Origin of the sequence: uncultured Roseibium sp. (genome assembly GCF_947494555.1) — a bacterium.
Classification (GTDB): Bacteria; Pseudomonadota; Alphaproteobacteria; order Rhizobiales; family Stappiaceae; genus Roseibium.
Genome location: NZ_CANLVF010000004.1, coordinates 55,890 through 76,110, shown reverse-complemented (window position 1 = coordinate 76,110; position 20,221 = coordinate 55,890). Strand labels below are relative to the sequence as shown.

18 protein-coding genes are annotated in these 20,221 nt (G+C 58.0%); 12 read left to right on the top strand and 6 right to left on the bottom strand.

Going from position 1 to position 20,221, the window contains the following annotated elements:
• Positions 1–4: 4 nt before the first annotated feature.
• A complete protein-coding gene (locus Q0915_RS19240) occupies positions 5–913 on the bottom strand; it encodes a LysR family transcriptional regulator (protein ID WP_299477350.1) in 909 nt (302 codons plus the stop codon).
• A 164-nt stretch (positions 914–1,077) separates the two neighbouring features.
• Here Q0915_RS19240 and Q0915_RS19235 point away from each other — a divergent pair, with 164 nt between their 5' ends.
• From Q0915_RS19235 to Q0915_RS19225, 3 genes are all read left to right on the top strand, one after another.
• Positions 1,078–2,112, top strand: coding sequence for an L-histidine N(alpha)-methyltransferase (locus Q0915_RS19235; RefSeq protein ID WP_299477347.1), 1,035 nt, complete (start codon positions 1,078–1,080; stop codon positions 2,110–2,112).
• Positions 2,072–3,268 carry an MFS transporter gene (locus Q0915_RS19230; RefSeq protein ID WP_299477344.1) on the top strand — a complete coding sequence of 399 codons (1,197 nt, stop codon included), beginning with the start codon at positions 2,072–2,074 and terminating at the stop codon, positions 3,266–3,268. The genes Q0915_RS19235 and Q0915_RS19230 overlap by 41 nt, the downstream gene beginning before the upstream one ends.
• Before the next feature lie 111 nt (positions 3,269–3,379).
• Entirely contained in the window at positions 3,380–3,613 is a 234-nt protein-coding gene (locus Q0915_RS19225) for a hypothetical protein (protein WP_299544391.1), read from the top strand.
• Positions 3,614–3,686: 73 nt separating this feature from the next.
• On the opposite strand, the gene Q0915_RS19220 is transcribed toward Q0915_RS19225, so the two are convergent.
• Positions 3,687–4,256 carry a hypothetical protein gene (locus tag Q0915_RS19220; protein WP_299477338.1) on the bottom strand — a complete coding sequence of 190 codons (570 nt, stop codon included), beginning with the start codon at positions 4,254–4,256 and terminating at the stop codon, positions 3,687–3,689.
• A gap of 68 nt (positions 4,257–4,324) precedes the next feature.
• On the opposite strand from Q0915_RS19220, the gene Q0915_RS19215 reads away from it, so the two are divergent.
• From Q0915_RS19215 to Q0915_RS19190, 6 genes are all read left to right on the top strand, one after another.
• Positions 4,325–5,851, top strand: a complete 1,527-nt coding sequence (locus tag Q0915_RS19215) for a YifB family Mg chelatase-like AAA ATPase (RefSeq protein WP_299477335.1) — start codon at positions 4,325–4,327, stop codon at positions 5,849–5,851.
• 146 nt (positions 5,852–5,997) lie between these two features.
• Complete coding sequence (locus Q0915_RS19210) at positions 5,998–9,471, top strand: hypothetical protein (RefSeq protein WP_299477332.1); 3,474 nt, start codon at positions 5,998–6,000, stop codon at positions 9,469–9,471.
• A 122-nt stretch (positions 9,472–9,593) separates the two neighbouring features.
• Positions 9,594–9,911, top strand: coding sequence for a heavy metal-binding domain-containing protein (locus tag Q0915_RS19205; RefSeq protein WP_299477329.1), 318 nt, complete (start codon positions 9,594–9,596; stop codon positions 9,909–9,911).
• Between the two features lie 11 nt (positions 9,912–9,922).
• Positions 9,923–10,522 carry a GNAT family N-acetyltransferase gene (locus Q0915_RS19200; protein ID WP_299477326.1) on the top strand — a complete coding sequence of 200 codons (600 nt, stop codon included), beginning with the start codon at positions 9,923–9,925 and terminating at the stop codon, positions 10,520–10,522.
• A 165-nt stretch (positions 10,523–10,687) separates the two neighbouring features.
• Positions 10,688–12,436 (top strand): sigma-54-dependent Fis family transcriptional regulator, encoded by a 1,749-nt coding sequence (locus tag Q0915_RS19195; RefSeq protein ID WP_299477323.1) that lies wholly within the window; start codon positions 10,688–10,690, stop codon positions 12,434–12,436.
• 165 nt (positions 12,437–12,601) lie between these two features.
• Complete coding sequence (locus Q0915_RS19190) at positions 12,602–14,401, top strand: NAD(P)/FAD-dependent oxidoreductase (protein ID WP_299477320.1); 1,800 nt, start codon at positions 12,602–12,604, stop codon at positions 14,399–14,401.
• Positions 14,402–14,480: 79 nt separating this feature from the next.
• Here Q0915_RS19190 and cysK read toward each other — a convergent pair whose 3' ends face one another.
• The 3 genes from cysK to dut all read right to left on the bottom strand — a co-directional run bounded on the left by cysK (position 14,481) and on the right by dut (position 16,697).
• Entirely contained in the window at positions 14,481–15,440 is a 960-nt protein-coding gene (gene cysK, locus Q0915_RS19185) for a cysteine synthase A (RefSeq protein WP_299477317.1), read from the bottom strand.
• A gap of 136 nt (positions 15,441–15,576) precedes the next feature.
• Positions 15,577–16,236, bottom strand: coding sequence for an HAD family hydrolase (locus Q0915_RS19180; protein ID WP_299477314.1), 660 nt, complete (start codon positions 16,234–16,236; stop codon positions 15,577–15,579).
• Positions 16,237–16,247: 11 nt separating this feature from the next.
• Entirely contained in the window at positions 16,248–16,697 is a 450-nt protein-coding gene (gene dut, locus Q0915_RS19175) for a dUTP diphosphatase (RefSeq protein WP_299477311.1), read from the bottom strand.
• 172 nt (positions 16,698–16,869) lie between these two features.
• Here dut and Q0915_RS19170 point away from each other — a divergent pair, with 172 nt between their 5' ends.
• The 3 genes from Q0915_RS19170 to Q0915_RS19160 all read left to right on the top strand — a co-directional run bounded on the left by Q0915_RS19170 (position 16,870) and on the right by Q0915_RS19160 (position 18,856).
• Positions 16,870–17,289, top strand: coding sequence for a hypothetical protein (locus Q0915_RS19170; RefSeq protein WP_299477308.1), 420 nt, complete (start codon positions 16,870–16,872; stop codon positions 17,287–17,289).
• 19 nt (positions 17,290–17,308) lie between these two features.
• Positions 17,309–17,890 carry an OmpA family protein gene (locus tag Q0915_RS19165; protein ID WP_299477305.1) on the top strand — a complete coding sequence of 194 codons (582 nt, stop codon included), beginning with the start codon at positions 17,309–17,311 and terminating at the stop codon, positions 17,888–17,890.
• Between the two features lie 177 nt (positions 17,891–18,067).
• Complete coding sequence (locus Q0915_RS19160; RefSeq protein ID WP_299477303.1) at positions 18,068–18,856, top strand: class III extradiol ring-cleavage dioxygenase; 789 nt, start codon at positions 18,068–18,070, stop codon at positions 18,854–18,856.
• 112 nt (positions 18,857–18,968) lie between these two features.
• On the opposite strand, the gene coaBC is transcribed toward Q0915_RS19160, so the two are convergent.
• Entirely contained in the window at positions 18,969–20,195 is a 1,227-nt protein-coding gene (coaBC, locus tag Q0915_RS19155) for a bifunctional phosphopantothenoylcysteine decarboxylase/phosphopantothenate--cysteine ligase CoaBC (protein WP_299477300.1), read from the bottom strand.
• Positions 20,196–20,221 lie beyond the last annotated feature (26 nt).

Below are 20,221 nucleotides of genomic sequence, written 5' to 3'. Positions count from 1 at the left end.
GGCCTCAGACGACCCGTAAATCCGGCTGGTTTTTGCCGGCAAGTGCCGAGCGCGGCGCAATGGCGTTGCGCAGCAGTTCGCTCAAATGCTCTTCCAGGTAATCGACGATCGGCGACTGGGCCTTGGAGGGCGTATAAATGGCGAGCTGCGTTGCGGGAAGCGATGGAAACCCGTCCTGATCCTTCAGGAGCTTGAAACCTTCCAGTATGGCGCCGGACGGCAGACAGCAGATACCGGCGCCGGAGGTAACGGCCACCTGTGCCGCGGCAACGCTCGTTGTTGTGATCCGCTCGTACCATTGGCGTCCCGCACTTGCGAGCGCCCGGAACGCGATTTCACGGAAGGGGCAGGGTTCGGGAAACAGGATCAGCGGCAGCGGATCGCTCAGCGTGCAGGCATCACTGACGGCCCAGTGCAGTTGTTCCTCAACGACACCGGCCGGTTCCGGCTTGGCAGGGGTTACGAGGGCGATCGCGAGATTGATCTCGTTGGCCGACAGCATGTCGTGCAATGTCGCGCTGTCCGCGACCGTCATTTCAAGTTTGACGTTCGGGTGAATGCGCACGAAATTGCAAAAAATGGATTGCAGCTGGCCAGTCGCGAACCATTCGGGCAAACCGACATGAACCGTACCCGTCAATTCCGGTGCAGACAGTCTCAACCGGGCTTCTTCGTGCGACTTCAGGATTTCCGTTGCATGCTGATAAAGTATGCGTCCGGCAGGCGTGAGGTTCATGGTGCGTGCGGTCCGCTCGATGAGCGGCTTGCCGACCCGCTCTTCAAGGCGCCGGAGCTGCGTGCTTACGCAGGGCTGTGTTCGGTTCAGCTTGCCGCCCGCATGCGTGACGTTTCCCGCTTCCGCAACGGCAACGAAGGCTTCGAGCAACTCAATATTGAAACGGCCGATGGTCATGGTGCGTCATCCCGCCTGTGTCCTGGTCCGGTCTGGGCCCCGGCCAGCATCTCCTCTTGGGCCGGAGCATAACGTTCTATTATGAAGTTCTTCAATTATAAATTTTATGTATGGGTCAAAATCCCGTAATTCGGGAATTCCTCTCACCAAAACGGGTATCCGTCATGACTCTCGCGTTCAAAGTCGACAAGCCTGATCTCGATGTGGCGACATCGCCCGCGTCGTCGCTGCAATCCAGGGTGCATTGGGCCATTGCCTCCCATACGGAGTTCAGCCTTGATCGGATCGTTACGCAGGACAATCGCGTCAAATATACGAATACCGGAAAAGAGACACGCGCAACGGGACATCTGGACGAGGTGTTCCAGCTCATGCGCCAGTTGAACGAGGCCGGAGTTGAATCGGATACGCTTGGCCGCTTGAGCGATGACGGTACGTCTTTCAAGGACGCGCTGTGCCGCAGCTGCGCCCAAATCGCATCGGAATTCGCTGGAAAACCGCTGATTTACGTTGAACTTGGACCTGAACCGACCAAGACCCGATTCATCTTGAAAACACTTCGCAATCTGGGTGTCGTGATCGACCGCTACATCGCGGTCGACATCAACCCGATGTCGGTCGCCCATATGCGCCAGTCGCTTAAAGCTGGTTTCCCGGATCTTCCGCTTGAGTTCGTGACGTGTTCCTTTGAGGAGTTCCGGCTGAGCAATGTGGTCGAGGACGGCGCACCGGCGGCAGTCATCACGATGCTTGGCTTCCAGGAAGGAAATGACGACCCGTTCGTCGTCAATGACTGGTTGCGCAATATCGCAAGGCCTGGGGATCTGCTCCTGTCCGAAAGCCAGCTATACGCATCAAGGCACCTGGGACGTATTCCATATTTTTATGCCCACCCTGCCATGCGCCGGTTTTCTAGGATTGCTTTTGAGCAAAATGTCGACAGTTCCGTCCCGACGCTCAACCGGTTTTTTCTGCTGCCAGTGCCGTTTCGTGAGAACGAAATGACGCATGTCGCTGTCCTTGGGGAAGAGTTTTCGAGCACAATCAACGGAAGAAACTTGCACGTATCCAACTTCTGCCTGAAACTCACGCATACACAATATCGTCATTACAGAGAGCATGGCGGATATTTCGAGATTACCGGCGAGACCTTTACCGATGACGAGACACTTCACTTCCAGCTCTCCCGCCGGGTATGAAAATGTGATGCGAGCCCGTGGCCTGACGGCGGCGGGACTGGCGATCGTTGCCGCGACATATGGACTGGCCAGATACTGTTTTGGCCTGTTTCTCCCGGAGTTCCGGCAGGAGTTCGGCCTGTCCACTGAAACGATCGGTTTGATCGCGGGACTGTCGTATGCCGGCTACCTGATGGCGACGTTTCTCGGATCCGGATTGTCGACCTGGTTCGGACCGAGGCTCCCGATTTTGCTGGGCGGTCTTGCCGCCGCATCGGGTATGGCGACGATTGCTGTTGCTCCGGACGCCTGGACCCTGGCTTTCGGTGTGTTCCTGGCCGGAACCAGCCCCGGTCTTGCGTATCCTCCCTTTTCCGATGTGATCGTCAGACATACCGAACCCAGCCGTCAGAACACCATCTATGCCTGGATCAATTCCGGCACAGGTTTCGGTGTCGCCTTTGCAGGTCCGCTGGCGCTTTTTGCCGGTGGGGACTGGCGCCTTGCCTGGCTTTTGTTTGCAAGCCTTGCTCTGACGATAACCTTCTGGAATTACTGGACATTGCCGCGACACAGTCCACGGCCTGCCAATGCGAAGGCGGCCATTTCGCCGAGATTTCTGCTTCAACGGGCCGCAAGGCCACTGTTTGTTGCCGCGTTCCTGTTCGGAATTTTCTCCGCAGTCTATTGGACGTACGCCGTTGAATTGCTGTGGATGCTCACTGGACAGTCGAACGATGCGATCCTGTTCTGGATCGTGCTTGGCGTCGCCGGTGTCACCGGCTGCTTCGCAGGCGGCCTGGTAAACAGGTGGGGCTTGCAAAGGACTTACTGGATTTTGGCGCTCGTCGTCGGTTCCGCGGTTGCCACGCTGCCGTATCTGATCGAAATTCCGCACGGGATTTACATTTCCTCGGCGTTTTTCGGATCCGGTTTCATCGTGATGACCGCGCTTTTCGGCATGTGGAGCATGCGCATTTTCAGGGAAGCGCCGTCTATCGGGTTCGGCCTCACCTTCTTTCTGATCTCGCTCGGTCAGGGGGTCGGGCCTGTACTGGGCGGATTCACGATCCCGGTGATGGGCCATCCGATGCTGTTCGTTGTTTCGGGACTTTTGTGCTGCGGGCTTGCGCTGTTCAGTCCGAAGGAGCGTGGTGTTCCAGCTGCTCAGCCATAACACCGAATTATGGTGGCGCTGGTGCACATAACTGCAATGTGCTGGCCTTTCGCTGAGATAGCAGGCATCATAATAGCACGCTATGATTGTATTCTGCGATGTGATGTGCTTATGATCGTTACCAATAAAACGAATGATGATGAACTCCAGCTCGATACGGAACTCTGCCGGGCGATGTTTGAAAAAGACCCGGATAAAATGATTGAGCTTGTTTCTGAGTGGTTGGAGGCAAATGGCCTGACCACCAGCGAAAATTTCCAGATGCCGCTCTATCTGGATCAGGTTCTTGCGGGTGCAACCGGCTATTCAGGAACCGGCGGCACGGTGCGCATCTACGCTTCTTGAAAATCGGCACCGCACGGGCAAACAACCGTTGCCGGTTCAACGGCGTGCCCATCGATTTTTCATGTGCGGCAGATCAAAAAGCGAAATCATCCTGAAATTCGCCCATTTCCAGGCCGGCAATTGCGTCGATGTCGGCGTCCAGGACCGCATCGATATCTTCCATATCGAATGAATCGTCGTCGCTCAGGTCCCAGGACTGGTCGTCACCGTCTTCGTCAAAATATTCATCCAAAACGTCACGGAGGTCGTCGTTCAGGTTGTCCATGATCGCGTCGAGTTGGCCGGGACGGCCGTTTTGTTGAACGGTCTCTTCCGCAGCGTTTACGTGGTAAATTCCGTCGTTCCAGGTTTTAAAATGTGGCATTTCGATTACTCCTGTTGTCCTTGATGTCGTGCAATAGACATGGCTTCGCGCCGCGGAGTTTTCTGTGACGGATGTCACCGCGAATGCTTGGTGTGGGGCGATTCCCGCACAGTTGTGAGCTGTGTCACATTGTTTTTTACCCAGAGCTTGCCCTTGGCCACGAAGGATCTGTTGTATCCGGCGCTCGGGATGCCCCTGCGAGACGTCGGCAGCGGAAGAAGCGCGCACAAAAGCCAGTTGAATCTGGATCAACGCGCGTCGCCTGGCCAGCTGTTCCATTTTTGTTCTTGATTCTCCCGCTTGCCTATGCTTCGGTCAGAATACAGCTCTGGGTAGAGGATTGGGACATGGTCAGCCGGGTAACGACTGTTGCCTTTCAGGGAATTGAAGCCGTTCCGGTTGATGTGCAGGTACACGTCGGACCGGGCATGGTCGCTTTTACGATCGTCGGCCTTCCCGACAAGGCGGTTGCCGAAAGCCGCGAAAGGGTCCGGGCGGCGCTGTCGGCGTCCGGCCTCGCCCTTCCGGCCAAACGTGTCACCGTCAATCTTGCACCGGCAGACCTGCCTAAGGAAGGATCGCATTACGACCTGCCGATCGCCCTCGGCGTCATGGCTGCGATCGGTGCCATTCCGGGTGAGTTCCTGGATGGATATGTCGTGCTGGGTGAGCTCGGACTGGACGGCACTTTGGCGTCGGTCGCGGGCGTACTTCCGGCGGCAATGGGCGCCAACGCTCTCGGTAAAGGGCTGATCTGTCCGGAAGCAAGCGGTAGCGAAGCGGCTTGGGCAGACCGGGACATGGATATCCTCGCGCCCCGCTCTCTCATCCAGCTTGCCAATCATTTCAAAGGTACACAGGTGCTTTCGCGTCCGGCGGCCAAGCTGCAGGGAACCGGCGGACAGCTGCCCGATCTATCAGAGGTCAAGGGACAGGAAACCGCGCGGCGCGCGCTCGAAATTGCTGCCGCCGGTGGTCACAATCTGCTGATGACCGGCCCGCCTGGCTCTGGAAAATCAATGCTGGCCAGCCGGTTGCCGTCCATATTGCCGCCACTCACGCCGCGCGAATTGCTTGAAGTCTCCATGATTGCCTCGCTTGCCGGGGAACTGGCGGAAGGCAAGCTGACAGACAGCCGCCCGTTCCGGGCACCGCATCATTCGGCTTCCATGGCGGCTCTGGTGGGCGGGGGGTTTCGTGCCAGGCCGGGCGAAGTCTCGCTGGCGCATAATGGCGTTCTGTTTCTTGACGAGTTGCCGGAGTTTAATCCGCAGGTTCTCGACAGCCTTCGGCAGCCGCTGGAAACGGGTGAGGCCGTGATTGCACGCGCAAACCACCGCGTCACCTATCCCGCGCGCATCCAGTTGATTGCCGCAATGAACCCGTGCCGCTGCGGTCATGCGGGTGAGCCCGGTCATGTCTGCCGCCGGGGAGAGCGCTGTGTCAGCGAATACCAGGCCCGTGTTTCCGGACCATTCCTGGACCGCATCGATCTCAGGATCGATGTACCGGCCGTCACAGCGTCCGATTTGATTGGTCCGGCTGAATCCGAACCATCGGCTGCGGTTGCCGCGCGGGTCGCGGATGCACGCCGCATTCAGGAAAAGCGCTTCTTTGATCTTGGTATTGTCTGCCGCACCAACGCACAGGCTCCGGCGTCGGTCGTGGAAACGATGGCTCAACCGGATGAACTGGGCCTGGTCTTTTTGCGCGATGCCGCCGAGAAGCTGCGTTTGAGCGCACGTGGCTACCACCGTGTTCTGAAGCTTGCGCGCACGCTCGCAGATCTCGATGCGCAAGACAGGGTCGGCCGCATTCATCTCGCCGAAGCATTGAGTTACCGCGGACAGGACATTTCCCGAAAAGCAGCCTAGTGAAATGAGCGCAACCCGATAAACAATTAAAAGTTGCTGCAGCTGCTAGCCAGTGCTCAACGTTGATTTTCCTTGCGTTCTGCTGCAACCTTACCGAACGTTAGCTAATTGAGTTTTTTAAAACATGCGCGCCGAAAGGCCGAAACATGTTGCATGCATTGCGCCGGAATATTGTCCCTTTGATCATGCCCGTCTTGGCGTCGGTCCTTCTGCTTGTCCTGTTCGAAGTGCACACGGCCATTTTCCGGCGTGCTCAGACGCTGATCGGTCTTAGGGCGGAAGCACCGATTATCGTCGCAACGGAGGACCGGTGCCGTGGCCGTGTTGCGAGAAGCGTTGGCAGCGATGTCGGCCCTTTGTTTGTGACGTCGGCCTATCTTCCACCCGAAAGGGCAACGGAATGTTATGAGCGCATGACGTTCATTGTCGCTGTCACGCCGGGAAAAACTGTCCATCTTTTCGTCAACAATCAAAGAGTTGCCGTTCGCAAGAGTCACACGCGGCTGGTCAGGTTTCATGACGTACCAATGCAGCCGCTTCACAACGTCGTTCATGTATCGACGAATGAAAGCCGTCTCTGGCTCCCGTTCGGCTCGCTGAGTTCGCACGCGGCGTTTGATCTTCGCCAGGACCACCGGGAAATCGGAAATCCACTCTTTGGGGCTGCTCCGCGCCGTGTCGAACTCAGCACCATGGCTGTCCCGGGGCCGGCGAGCGAGCAGGCAACGCACCCTCTTGGGTCCTGGGCGTTGCCGGACGGGCGCGAGGTTGGGCTGGCGGCCATTCCCCCCTTTTCGCCATTCGACCCAAACGAAGTCTTCGCGGCGGATGACACGCATGTCTATCATCGGGACCACCTTGCCGGCCTTGCGCTTTATGAAATGCCCGGTGGAACGGAAACGGTCCAGATCGCGGCGCATGGAACACGGCGTCCGGCGTTCTTTCGCCGGCTTGTTGCAACAAATGACCCCGGTACGGGAACGATAAGGGTCGATGCGTCAGCCTGTTTGCCTGCGGAGCATTATCTCAGCGCGCCGTCCATGCGCGCCAGGGGCCGCTTCCTGTCTGGTGAAATTTGGGTGGCGCGCCTGTTTCAGACACAGGTTGGCCGCCATGATCACGTCGATTATCTAAGCACACACAAGACGGCAGAGGTCAGGGAAGGAGCCGCTGGCCAGGAGGATCAGTTACCAGGCTGCAGTTACCTGTCCACGAGCTATAGCGTTGACGAAGCCCTGTTCAGCCTGAGCGGGAATGGCGGTGCAAGCTTTCCCCATTTGCCCGGAGACCGGCTCGATTTGCACGGTTTCGGCGCCAATATGGACATTTACGGGAAGACCGAAGCGGCGATCGTCTCTCAAAGCCGGAGCTGGGCAGGCGCATTGGGCGGAGGTGTCACGTCCCTGCACGTCTTCGGTCCGTTCCGGACCGGGGAAGCGGAAAACGCGCTTCGCTCAGAAACGTCGGCTACGTCCATTTCCGTTTTTGCGGATGCCACAACTCTGTTTCAGCTGATGCCCGGAAGTATCTTGTGGTTGATGTGGGCCCTTGCGGCGGTGTTGCCTGTCGCACTGATGCGCTATGTCGTATCGCAACCGGAAACGGCATCGATCGACAGAACGCTCTCTCTTCGCGCCAAGGCCGGGCTGAATGCGCTCATGATTTTCGGGATTGCCTACGCAGTCCAGCCTGTGATGACGGAAACCGCGCGCTGGCTGCTTGATTTGTCAGGCCTGGATGTCGTGTTGACCGATCTGGCCTTCTATCGCGCTCTCGGGCAGAACCTCGCGGCACCTGTTGCGCTGATGGTAGTGGTTCTCATGCGGCCCGCGCTCATGAACGTGGATGGAAACCTGCTTGCGCCGGCGGTGGTTCGCAAAATAATCGCCGGAGTTCTGACCCTGGTGCTGATTGCAGTCGGTATCTATCTGCTCAGTGACCAAAGTGGGTTGCGGGACCTTGGATTAAGTCATCAGGTTTTCAACTGGTTGATGCAATTTCCTCAATTCGCCGACATTCTGGCAAGTCCACCGGCCTACATGCTCAAGCTCATCGCCGCTGTGCTGGACTGGTCGTTTTGTGTCCTGGCGTTGTCCTGGATGACGGTCTGGTTGGTGCAACGAAGCATCACACGCCGCAGCAGCAAGGGTGTGTTTCGGACGGCCTTGCTGATCTTCTTCCTGATCCTGCTGCCGCCCATGTTCGATCTTCTGAACCAGGGCGTCGCACTTGTTGAGATATGGAACCGAAACACACACAACCTCTTGTTTTCCGGGTTCAGCTGGCTGGTCGCGGTCGGGGATCTATACTCGCCTTACATCATGCTCTTTGTGCTGGTCGTCCTCATTCTTGACGGCTTTGCGAGCATCGCCGAGGTACTCCTGCCGGGTAAGTGCGAAAGCTGGTTCAAGCATTCTTTCCGCTGGCCAACTCTCATCTTGCTGGCCATCTTCATTGTTGCACCGCTCGCAACTCGTGGATCGCTGGATCAGTATCAGCTCAACAGCGCAATCAACCAGCTCATGGGCACATTCCAGAAATACGGCCCCGTTATTGCGCTTCTGGCGGGATATTCGGTCCTTTGGTCCGTCAATCGAAAGCGGGTCCTGCCGGACAATCCGTTCAACCCGCCGGCAGTGACCTTCCTTGTGTGTGCAGCCGCGTTTTCGGGTTATGTCGCCGTTTGGCAGCTCAATCCGATCAGCATCGTCCCCCTGATGGTCCTGGGCTGGTTTGCGTTCAATCTGCTTTTGCTGAACCCGTCGCAATTCGACAAGCTGATTGAGTCCAGACCGACAGACATCGCGAAAAAGCTGCTCGACTATCGCAAGGAAATGCGGCTATGCGCCCAACTTTCAGAAACGGCGCGCAAGGAACTTACATCGGGCAAGATCTCCGATTTCGACTACCGGGTCCGCAACAACCGGGTGGCCTGGCGCAAACGTGAGGCCAGCGAGGCGCTTGGCATGCTTCCGGAAGAGGCGAAAGCCTGGGTGCTTGATTTTGGTCCGCGCGACACGCCGCTGGAAAATGCTTATTTGGGAGCGCTCTACGGCCTTGTTGTTGCGTTCGTGATGCAACTTGCTCTGCCGCTGGCCCCTTCGATAAGCACGATCGACAACCCGCAAGGCGTCCTTGCGTTCCTGAAATGGGTGTTGACCGATCCGGGATACAATATCCTGGCAACCAGCAGCGAAACGTCCCCGTTCCTGTCTTTTGCATCGCGATTCTTGAACGCATTCACGCTTTGGGCGGTTGCCGGGTTCCTGTTCGGTTACACATTCCACCGTATTCGTGGCAGCGACGGGTTTGTCAAAGCTCTCGCCTTTTGTTTTGTCATCACGGGTGCGCATCTTCTGTATTGGGCCACCACCGGCGGCGGAAATGTGAACGGTCTGGAAGTGCTTGCGAGGGTCCTTCCGATCGTGCTGTTCCTGCTCGCGCTCGGCACCGTGGTTTTCGACGGCGGGTCGCTCCGCAAACAGGGTGTCGGCCTGTCCGGTCTTGTCGATATTTACGGGCTCAAATCCACGCTTGGCTATGCGTCCGTCGCAAGCGCGGTCGCCATCGCGCAGCCGTTCCTCTCTGTAATTGAATGGGTGACGGGGAAGCGGGAATAGCTCATCCATCATGTCGCGTTGGAAAGACGACGCTAATCAGCACTCCGCACTTTAAAGCGCCCTTCTAATCAGGCAAAAATGTCGGGCTTAATCTGATTTGCATTGAATTGAAGGAAACCGGCATGCTGGTGACGACGACGAACACGGTCCAGGGCAAGGATATCGACTACAGGGGTCTGGTGACGGGCGAAGCTATCCTGGGCGCCAACCTGTTCAAGGACCTTTTTGCCGGGATCCGCGATATTGTCGGGGGCCGTTCAGGTGCCTATGAGGAAGAACTGGCCAAGGCGCGCAAGATCGCAATCGAGGAAATGTGCCAACAAGCCCAGGCATTGGGCGGGAACGCAGTCATCGGTGTCGATCTGGATTACGAAACCGTCGGCCAGAACGGGTCGATGCTCATGGTCAGCGCAACCGGCACTGCGGTCGTGCTTCGCTAGTTGCTGCGCGCGTGTCCGGCTTCAGCTTGAAAGCAGGTTTTCCAGAAAGCCAAAGGGACGCCGCGGCCAGGCTTTTCTGGTCGGCGTTTCGAGGGAAGCTTGAAAATGTCCTTGGGCCGGAAGAAAAGGCGCTTGGCTTTCTCAAGGCCGTCCTGGATCCGGACTACGCGATTTCCGCGACCGCACCGGACGGAACGCTATTGGGGCTTGTCGGGTTCAAGACAGATGCAGGGGCGTTTGCCGGCGGCGAATTCGCGGATCTTCGCGCCGCATATGGCCCCTTTGGAGGGTTTTGGCGCGGCCTGTTGCTTGAATTGCTCGACCGCAAGACTGAGCCCGGATGTCTGTTGATGGACGGCATTTTTGTAAGCGAATCTGCTCGCGGGCAGGGAATCGGCAAAGCTCTGCTGAAGAGCATTTTCGAATTGGCCGCAGAGCGCGGTTTGAAACGTGTCCGGCTCGACGTCATAGACAAAAACACAAGAGCAAAGTCGCTCTACGAACGCATGGGTTTCGAACCTGTGTCGGTGGAGCAAACCGGTTTGCTTGGACATGTCTTCAATTTCTCGTCGGCGACCCGCATGGAGAAAATCATTTCGGGTTCTCTTTGACTGTCTGGCAGGTATGAAGGCCCGGTCCGGAAACTTGTACTGCCGGTCATTCCGAAGACGACGGTAAGCTCCCTTCCGAGCGAAAGTTGTCGCCAAAATCGCCCTGACATTGTGAATCTACGCACTCTCGGTCTATCGTTAAGGCGCTTTGCCCGGGAGGATGGCATGCGCGACACAGAACACGTCAGCGAAATCGACCGGGTCCTGAGGGGACACGAAACCGGCAGGGATGAACTTGTCTCCGAAAGCTGGCGGCGATGCGTCCAGACCTATGGCATGGATCCGACGCGGCCAGAACCGGCACATATCGTGACGGAGCAGCGGCTCCGGGAGCATCAGGAACAATCCGAACGGTTGATCGCGACTGCCCGGTCGGGCCTGCAAACGCTCTTCAAGCAGGTCGCGGGGCAAAACTACGTCCTGATCCTGGCGGACGCGAAAGGCATAAGTGTCGATTTTTTCGGTGACCCCAGATTTCAAGAAGAGCTGCGCCAGGCAGGGCTTTATCTCGGATCCGACTGGTCGGAAGACCTGGCCGGAACCTGCGGGGTCGGGTCCTGTATCGTGACCGGCGAAGCGGTCACCATTCACCAGGGTGATCACTTCGGGCTGTCGCACACGCCGCTGTCATGCACCTCTGCACCGATTTTCGACACGAGTGGCAATCTCGCGGCCGTTCTGGATGTCTCCCTGCTGCGCTCACCCAGCCCCAAGTCAAGCCAGAACCTGGCAATGAACCTGGTGAAGGCGTCTGCGCGGCGCGTTGAGATGGCAAATCTCATGGCCATGAAGCGCCGGGAATGGGTTCTGCGCTTTTCAACGTCGGCGGAGTTCCTGGAAGTTGATCCCGAGGCTGCCGTCGCGCTGGACGAAAGCGGGCACATCACGGGCATGACACGAGGCGCCTTGACCTGCTTTGGGGCAATGGATGCAGCCGACCTCATCGGAACGCGCATCGACCAGCATATGGATATGAGCATCGACGATATGCCCGATCTCATGCGTGGACGCCCGCCGGAAGAACGTGTGTTGCGCCTGCGGGATGGACGCGGTCTCTACGGTCACGCGATCGCTCCGCAAACTCCGAGAGGGCCGCGCCCGCAGACCACGGGTGCTTTGTCCGGGCCCTTGCGCGGTTTCTGCGGTCCGGATCCGGTTCTGGCGCAGCTGGCCGCAAAGGTGGACCGGTTGGCCGCGACACAGGTGCCGATCCTGCTGGTTGGCGAAACCGGAACCGGCAAGGAATATCTTGCAAGAGCAATTCATGTGCTCGGACCGGCCAACCGTGCCTTTCACACGCTCTTTTGCGCCGCGCTGAAAAAGGAAAAGGTCGACGCGATCGCAGAGGCGGGCGCAGGGACCCTGTTTTTGCGTGGTATCGAGGATCTGGATGACGAAAGTCAGTCGCTCCTCCTTGCGCTGCTCGAGGCGCGAAGCGACCTGCGAGTAGTCGCATCGATGCGACAGGACCCCGCCAAACCGGTTGATTTGCAAGGCCTTAGACCGGAACTGTACTTCAGGCTGGCCGGATCGATGATTTCCATCCCGCCACTTCGGCACAGGAAGGATTTTGACTGGCTCGTTGAACGCCTGCTCAGACGATCTCCCAGGGACTATCGCCTGTCACCGGCAGCCCGCGCCGAATTGAACGGGCGGCATTGGCCGGGCAACATCCGCGAATTGTCGACGGCGCTGGAGATTGCCATGGCGCTTGTCGACGGCGATGTCATCGATTTACCGGACCTGCCCCAGCCGGTGGTGTCGGGACCGGTGGAGCAGCCGCCGGAACAGGATCTTGAAGCGTTGCTTGATGCCTGTGACTGGAACATGTCCCTCGTCGCTCGGCGGCTTGGTGTCAATCGGTCCACAATCCTGCGCCGCATGCGAAAGGCCGGTCTGTCGAACAGACGCTGACAGTGCTTTTGCGCGTATTTTGACCTGCGATGCGGCGTTGCACTTTGTTGCGTGCGCAACAGATGAAGACGATTCTTCGGCTTTACTTAATCAATCAACACGCACGACATGGCGAACCGGCCGACTTCTCTGCAATCCTCCCCGGTATGAAACGGGAGGAAAAGAATGCTCGATACACCTTTGGTCCATAAGACCGAGACCTTTTTGAAGACTTTCGGCGACGCCCTGGAAGGCGGCAACGTCGAAGAAGCCGTCAACCTTTTTCAGGACGACTGTTATTGGCGCGACCTGGTCGCCTTCACATGGAACATCAAGACAGTCGAGGGAAAGGAACAGGTCCGGGATATGCTTACCCGGCAGCTGAGCACGATTGCGCCCAGCAACTGGACTTTGGCCGAAGGCGAGGTTCCGACCGAGGAAGGCGGCATCATTACGGCCTGGATCCAGTTCGAGACGAAGCTTGCGCGTTGTTTCGGTCTGATTCGCTTGAAGGATGACAAGATCTGGACCCTCTTGACGACAATGGTCGAACTGAAGGGTCATGAGGAGCCCAAAGGGTTCCAGAGGCCGTTGGGCGCCAAGCACGGTGCCGGCAAACACAGGCCGACCTGGAAGGAAGAGCGCGAGCGTGAAGACGCGGAACTGGGACATACGGTCCAGCCCTACTGCGTGATCATTGGTGGCGGCCAAGGCGGCATCGCCCTTGGAGCCCGTCTGCGCCAACTCGGCGTTCCGACCATCATAATCGAAAAGAACGGTCGCCCCGGAGACAGCTGGCGCAACCGCTACAAGTCGCTCTGCCTGCATGACCCGGTCTGGTACGACCACCTGCCCTACATCAAGTTTCCGGAAAACTGGCCGATCTTCAGCCCTAAGGACAAGATTGGTGACTGGCTGGAAATGTATACGAAGGTGATGGAGCTGAATTATTGGACCGAAACCGTCGCCAAGTCGGCAAGCTATGACGAGGCCACGAAGGAATGGGCCATCGTTGTTGAACGAAACGGCGAGGAAATCACGCTTCGGCCAAAGCAGCTTGTGATGGCGACCGGGATGTCGGGCAAGGCGAATGTGCCGCAGTTCCCGGGCATGGAAACCTTCCGCGGTGACCAGCATCATTCGTCGAAGCATCCCGGACCCGACGCCTATCGCGGCAAAAAAGCCGTTGTCGTCGGTTCCAACAACTCGGCACACGACATTTGCGCCGCGCTTTGGGAGAGTGATGTCGACGTGACAATGGTCCAGCGGTCATCGACGCACATCGTCCGCTCCGACACGCTGATGGATGTCGGGCTGGGCGCGCTTTACTCCGAAGAAGCTGTACGCGCCGGAATGACAACGGAAAAAGCCGACCTGATCTTCGCCTCGCTGCCCTACCGCATTCTGCACGAATTCCAGATACCGGCTTATGCTGAAATGAAAAAGCGGGACGCGGATTTTTACGAGGGACTGGAAAAGGCCGGGTTCTGGCTGGACTGGGGCGACGACGACAGCGGCCTCTTCATGAAATATCTGCGCCGGGGTTCAGGGTATTACATCGATATCGGAGCGAGCCAGCTCATAATCGACGGTGAAATCAAGTTGAAACGGGGGCAGGTGACCGAAGTGGTCGAAGACGGCGTTGTCCTTGACGACGGGTCCAAACTGGAAGCTGACGTCATCGTCTATGCGACAGGGTATGGCTCGATGAACGGCTGGGTTGCCGATCTCATGGGACAGGAAAAGGCCGACAGAGTCGGCAAGGTCTGGGGTCTGGGGTCAGACACCACCAAAGATCCGGGCCCGTGGGAAGGCGAACAGCGCAATATGTGGAAGCCGACCCAGCAGGATGCCCTATGGTTCCACGGCGGCAATCTCCACCAGTCGCGCCACTATTCGCAATTCCTGTCGCTGCAGTTGAAAGCACGGATGGAAGGACTGGAAACGCCTGTCTATGGCCTTCAGGAGGTCTATCACCTGTCGTGATGTGAAAGAGAGGTATTGGAAAGCGAGGGGCAATCGCCCCTCGTTTTTGCGCGTTCGGGCGCAGTGCGGATGCTACGCCTCAAAGTCCTTCGAACAGGGCTGTCGACAGGTAGCGTTCCGCAAAAGAGGGGATAATCACCACGATATTCTTGCCGTCCATGCCGTCGCGCTGGCCGACCCTGATCGCAGCGGTGAGGGCAGCACCGGACGAGATGCCGACGGGCAAGCCTTCCATCTTTGCGACTTCCCGGGCCATGGCAAAGGCATCGTCGTTGGAGACCGTTGCGACTTCATCGAAAACCTCGGTGTCCAGAACGCCGGGTACAAAGCCCGCGCCGATGCCCTGGATCTTGTGAGGTCCGGGCTCGCCGCCGGACAGGATCGGGCTGTCGGTCGGCTCTACGGCGACCACATGCAGATCCGGTTTACGCTGCTTGAGCACTTGGGAAACGCCTGTGATTGTCCCTCCGGTGCCGATACCGGAGACGAAGACGTCGATGGCACCGCTGGTATCGTTCCAGATTTCTTCCGCCGTCGTGTTGCGGTGAATTTCCGGATTTGCCGGATTTTCGAATTGTTGCGGGATCACCGCTCCATCGATCTCGCTCACGAGTTCCTCGGCGCGCGCAATTGCGCCCTTCATGCCTTTGGCGCCATCGGTCAGCTCCAGTTCTGCGCCAAGGATCAGCAGCATCTTTCTGCGCTCGACCGACATGGTTTCCGGCATGACCAGGATGAGGCGATAACCTTTCGCAGCCGCAACAAAGGCCAGGGCAATACCGGTATTGCCTGATGTCGGCTCCACAAGCGTCGATTTTCCTGGTGCGATCTTGCCGTCCCGCTCCATTGCCTCGATCATGGCGACGCCAATGCGGTCCTTGACGCTTGCGATCGGATTGAAGAATTCAAGTTTGGCCAGAAGATTTCCCCTGACGCCATGGGTCTGGGCGAGCCTGTCGAGCCGGACAATCGGTGTGTCGCCAATCGTTTCGGTAATGGAAGAATAGATTTTTCCCCGGCCGCTCGTCTTCATTGTCATGGCATCTCTCCCTGATTTCTCGGACACCGGTTTTGCGGCGTCATCTCTTCCAGGGCACCTCAATCCGTCCGTTGAAGTGCCCCGGGCGCTTTCATCCCGCGAAACTCTAGGCGTAAAATCGTCTCGCAGAAAGTCTTCACGGGTTGGAAAAGAGCAAGCCGGGCAGATCTTCCATATGCTCGAAGAGCACTGCGCCCGCACCCCGCAGCGCGGTCCGGTCACAGGCGGGGTCGTGGACAAATGCGAAAACGCGCATTCCGGCCGCCCTTCCCGCCAGAACGCCTGGAAGGCTGTCTTCGACGACTGCGCAGTCTTCCGGCGCCTTGCCCATTGTGCGCGCTGCCAGCAGAAAAACGTCCGGTGCGGGTTTGCCTTTTTCGCAATCCTGCGAAGAAAAGAGTTTGTCTTCCAGTCGCGCCAGGAGACCGGAGCTGCCGAGTGTCGCATGCATTTTTTCGTATTTGCCGGACGAGCCGACGCAATACGGCGTTCCCCTGGTATCGAGATAATCCAGCACACCGGCAACGCCGGGTATCTGCGAGACCCCGGCCTTGAAGCTCTCCAGATCGCGCTTTCGCACCTGATCCGGCCAGTCGTCAGGCAACGTCTTGCCGACCAGCTTCTCGATCATGTCCTGGATAGTCTCGAGGGGGCGCCCCATGAAGCGCTGCTGGCATTCCGGGCCTGTCATCGGAAAGCCCAGGTCAGTGACGAGCGATGCCATCGTTTGGTTTGTCAGCCGTTCTGTATCGACGAGAACGCCGTCGCAATCAAAAATGATAAGACTTGGGTCCATCCGGAATTCCTTTAACCGCGCCCAGTCGAACCGAACCCGCCACTGCCGCGCGCCGTGTCAGACAGTTCGTCAACCTCTTCGAGTGCCGCCTGCAGAACAGGGGCGATAACCATCTGCGCGATCCGTTCGCCCCGAACGATTTCAAAGGGAGCGTCGCCAAGGTTGATCAGGATGACCTTCACCTCTCCTCTGTAGTCCGCGTCCACTGTTCCAGGAGTATTCAAAACGGTGATACCGTGCTTGGCTGCGAGACCGGATCGGGGCCGGATTTGTGCTTCAAAACCTGCCGGCAGGGCCATCGACAATCCCGTTGGAACAAGGGCACGTGCGCCGGGCGCGAGCGTGACGGGCGCTGCGACGGCCGCAACAAGGTCCAGCCCCGCTGCGAGGTCCGATTGATAGGCGGGCAATGGCAGGTCTCTGCCGTGATCGAGGCGTTTCAGTTCCAGTGTTACGCGCATCTGTAGATCCCCACTTTGAATTGAGACGAGGGACGATATTCGGCAGCACTTGTCAAGATTGGCAAGGGTTTGTTTTTCTTCATATATTTTTCTGCGAACACCTTGAAGTTTAGGCGAGCTCCTGAAACACTCTGCCCCATCGTAATGTTGCCTTGGTTGGGAGATTTGCAACATGAGACGCATGATTTTCGCATTCGCAACGGGTATCTTGCTGGCGACGGCTCCAGCAGCTCTTGCGCAGACAGTGGGCTTTGCCGAGGCTATCAAGATCCTGTCGGCAAGTTGCGGCAAGGACATAGAAACCTACTGCAAGTCCGCGACCCTGGCGAACAATGGTATCGGCAAGTGCCTGGACCAGAACCAGGCCAAGGTTTCCCAGAAATGCAATGCCGACCGCGCAGTTGTGGTTACGCTCATTCAGGAACGCCTTGCGGCGCAGGCCGCTGCCCCCAAGATCTGCCAGCGGGATGCAGCCCAATATTGCAAAGGCGTGAAACCGGGTGCCGGTCATGTTCTGCGCTGCCTTCTGAAGGCGCAGCCTTCCGTCGGCAAAAAATGCAACACCGCCATTGATCTGGCCGGATACCGCTAACGTTTCCCGGGGGACTATCATGAAAAAGTATCTGCTCGCCGGTCTTTCGGCTGCCTTCGTTGCCGTTACCGTGTCTGGTGTGTCTGCGCAGACCAAACTCAGCCGCAACGAAATCATCAATTCGCTGCAAGGGGCTCAACAGGAAGTCGATGTCAGCGCGGATGAACTGCAAAAAGCAGCCTTTGAGAACATCCAGAAATATCCCGGAGCGAATGCGCCAGCCAATCTCCCACTTTGGGACAAGCTTGCATCGCTGCGACAGTTCAATGTCGAAATCACGTTTGATCTGAACTCTGCCCGCATCAAGCCGGAATCCTACGAAACCGTGGGTCTGATCGCTGATGCCCTGCACACGCCCTACCTCCAGGGGCAGACTTTCTTCATCGTCGGCCATACCGACGCGACAGGCCCGCGCGATTACAATCTCGAGCTTTCAATCAAGCGGGCCCAGTCGGTGCGTGAAGCGCTGGTGACCACTTTTCAGGTTCCCGGCGAATATCTTCAGGCGGTAGGCCTCGGCGAAGAACAGCTCAGGGATCCAGCCAAGCCGGATTCGGGGATCAATCGGCGCGTTCAGCTCATAAATGTGGGCTACCGTTAAGTCTGATCGCTGTACAAAATACGGTGCCGCTCTCATGAACCCGGGAGCGGCGCATTTATTTGAAGGTGTGATTGTTCCTGAATCCGGAACAGCCCTTCTTCGAAAAGTGACCTTCTCGTTCACCAAAGCAGGCTTATCTTGGAAGTCAGGAAGCCAGTTGAGTGAAGTAGAGAACCGATGACAGCAGCCCAGGACCCTATCCAACCCGTCTTTTTTGCCCACGGCGCGCCGACCCTGGCACTGGCGGACACGGACGCAAGCCGCTTTCTGAAATCCTTTGGGAATGACGCAAATCAGCCAAAAGGCATCTTGATCCTTTCCGCCCACTGGGAAACGGATGGCCTGAAACTTTCAGCACCGGGCCCGCTGCGCACCTATCATGATTTCCGGGGATTTCCCGCCGAACTCTACGACATTTCCTATCCCGCCAACGCGGTCGAGGACCAGGTTGACGAGGCTGCAAAACACCTGGAAGCCGCCGGTTATGATGTTGAACTCGACAGTAAATGGGGCCTGGATCACGGCGCGTGGGTGCCGCTTTCTCTCGCCTTTCCAGGTGCCGGCGTGCCCGTCACGGCGCTGTCGCTGCCCAACGGCAGCACTCCCGAAACTGTCTTTAACCTCGGCCGGGCAGTCGCTCCGTTGAAGGAACAGGGTGTGCTGATCATCGGGTCCGGCAGCACGACACACAATCTTCGTGAAATTCATCCCCAGGGGTCAAGCGCACAAAAGTGGGCCGTGGATTTTGACAAGTGGCTCGATATGGGCCTCAGGGAAGGCTCGATCGAATATTTCAGCGACCTTGAAGCCGCACCTGATTTCCGGCGCAATCATCCGACGGAAGAACACTTGTTGCCGTTATTTTTCGCGTTGGGCGCTGCAGGAAGGGGGACACCGCCTGAACTGCTGCACAGAAGCTACGAATACGGCTCGATCAGCATGAGCTATTTCCGCTTCGCTGCATGATAAGCGGTCGAGATCTCCTGAAGGTGGGCGGCCGTGATCCTCTAAGAAGTTGATGGCGATTAGGGGTGCAGATGAAAGAGCCCGGGGCTCGGCCCTGTCGGACAACACGGCGTTATTGCCCGTTCAAAGCTGCTGCAGCCCTGGCAATGATCTTTCGTGCAACATCGCCTTTCGCCATCCGGGGCCAGTCTTCAACACCAGTGCGGCTGACAAGACGAACCGCATTGGCATCGCCGCCCATGATGCCCGTTTCGGGGCTGACGTCGTTGGCGATGATCCAGTCCGCGTTTTTGCGCTCAAGTTTCGAGCGTGCGTTGTCGATCAGGTTCTGGGTCTCGGCAGCAAATCCGATCAGGAGCATAGGGCGCAGGCTTTTGTGATGCCCGATGGTCGACAGGATGTCCGGGTTTTCGACCAGTTCGAGCGCCGGAGGCTTGCCACTGCCGTCCTTTTTGATTTTTTGTGATCCCTCCGTTGCGACGCGCCAGTCAGCAACGGCTGCCGCCATAATTGCGATATCGGCCGGCAATGCCGCTTTGGCGGCGTTGAGCATCTCCCCAGCCGATTCAACGTGGATCGTTTCAACATTGTCCGGATCAGGCAGGTCGACAGGACCGGACACAAGCGTCACCCGTGCGCCCGCTTCGTAGGCAGCAACCGCCAGGGCATGACCCTGTTTGCCGGACGAACGGTTGGCGATGTAACGGACCGGGTCGATCGGCTCATGGGTCGGTCCCGAGGTAATCAGGACATGTTTGCCTGCAAGTGGCAGCAGGTTTCGCCTGACAGCGTCTTCGCGCATCAGGCCGGCGGCGGCGGCGGCAATTTCCAAAGGTTCGCTCATGCGGCCGACACCGGCCTCGCCTTTTTCCGCCATTTCTCCGCGCGCCGGACCGACAAACCGGATACCGCGCTCCTGAAGCGCGGAAACATTTCGCAGGGTTGCAGGATCCTGCCACATCTTCGGGTTCATGGCCGGGGCGGCGAGGACAGGTTTGTCCGTTGCAAGCAGGACCGCGGTTGCCAGGTCGTCGGCAATCCCGTGCGCCATCTTTGCCATGAGATTGGCCGTCGCCGGAGCAATCAGGATGAGATCGTGATCGCGCGCAAGCCGGATGTGACCCACGTCGTGTTCGGCTTCGCGGTCGAACAGGTTCGTGAAGACCTTTTCCGCGCTGAGAGCGCCGACCGCAAGCGGTGTTACGAATTCCTGTGCGCCGGTTGTCATGATCGGGACGACGCGCGCGCCACGCTCCTTGAGCCGGCGGATCAGATCGAGCGACTTGTAGGCGGCGATGCCGCCGCTGATAACCAAGACGATCTCTTTGCCGTTGAGCATGGACACTTTACTCCCGATGCCGAAGA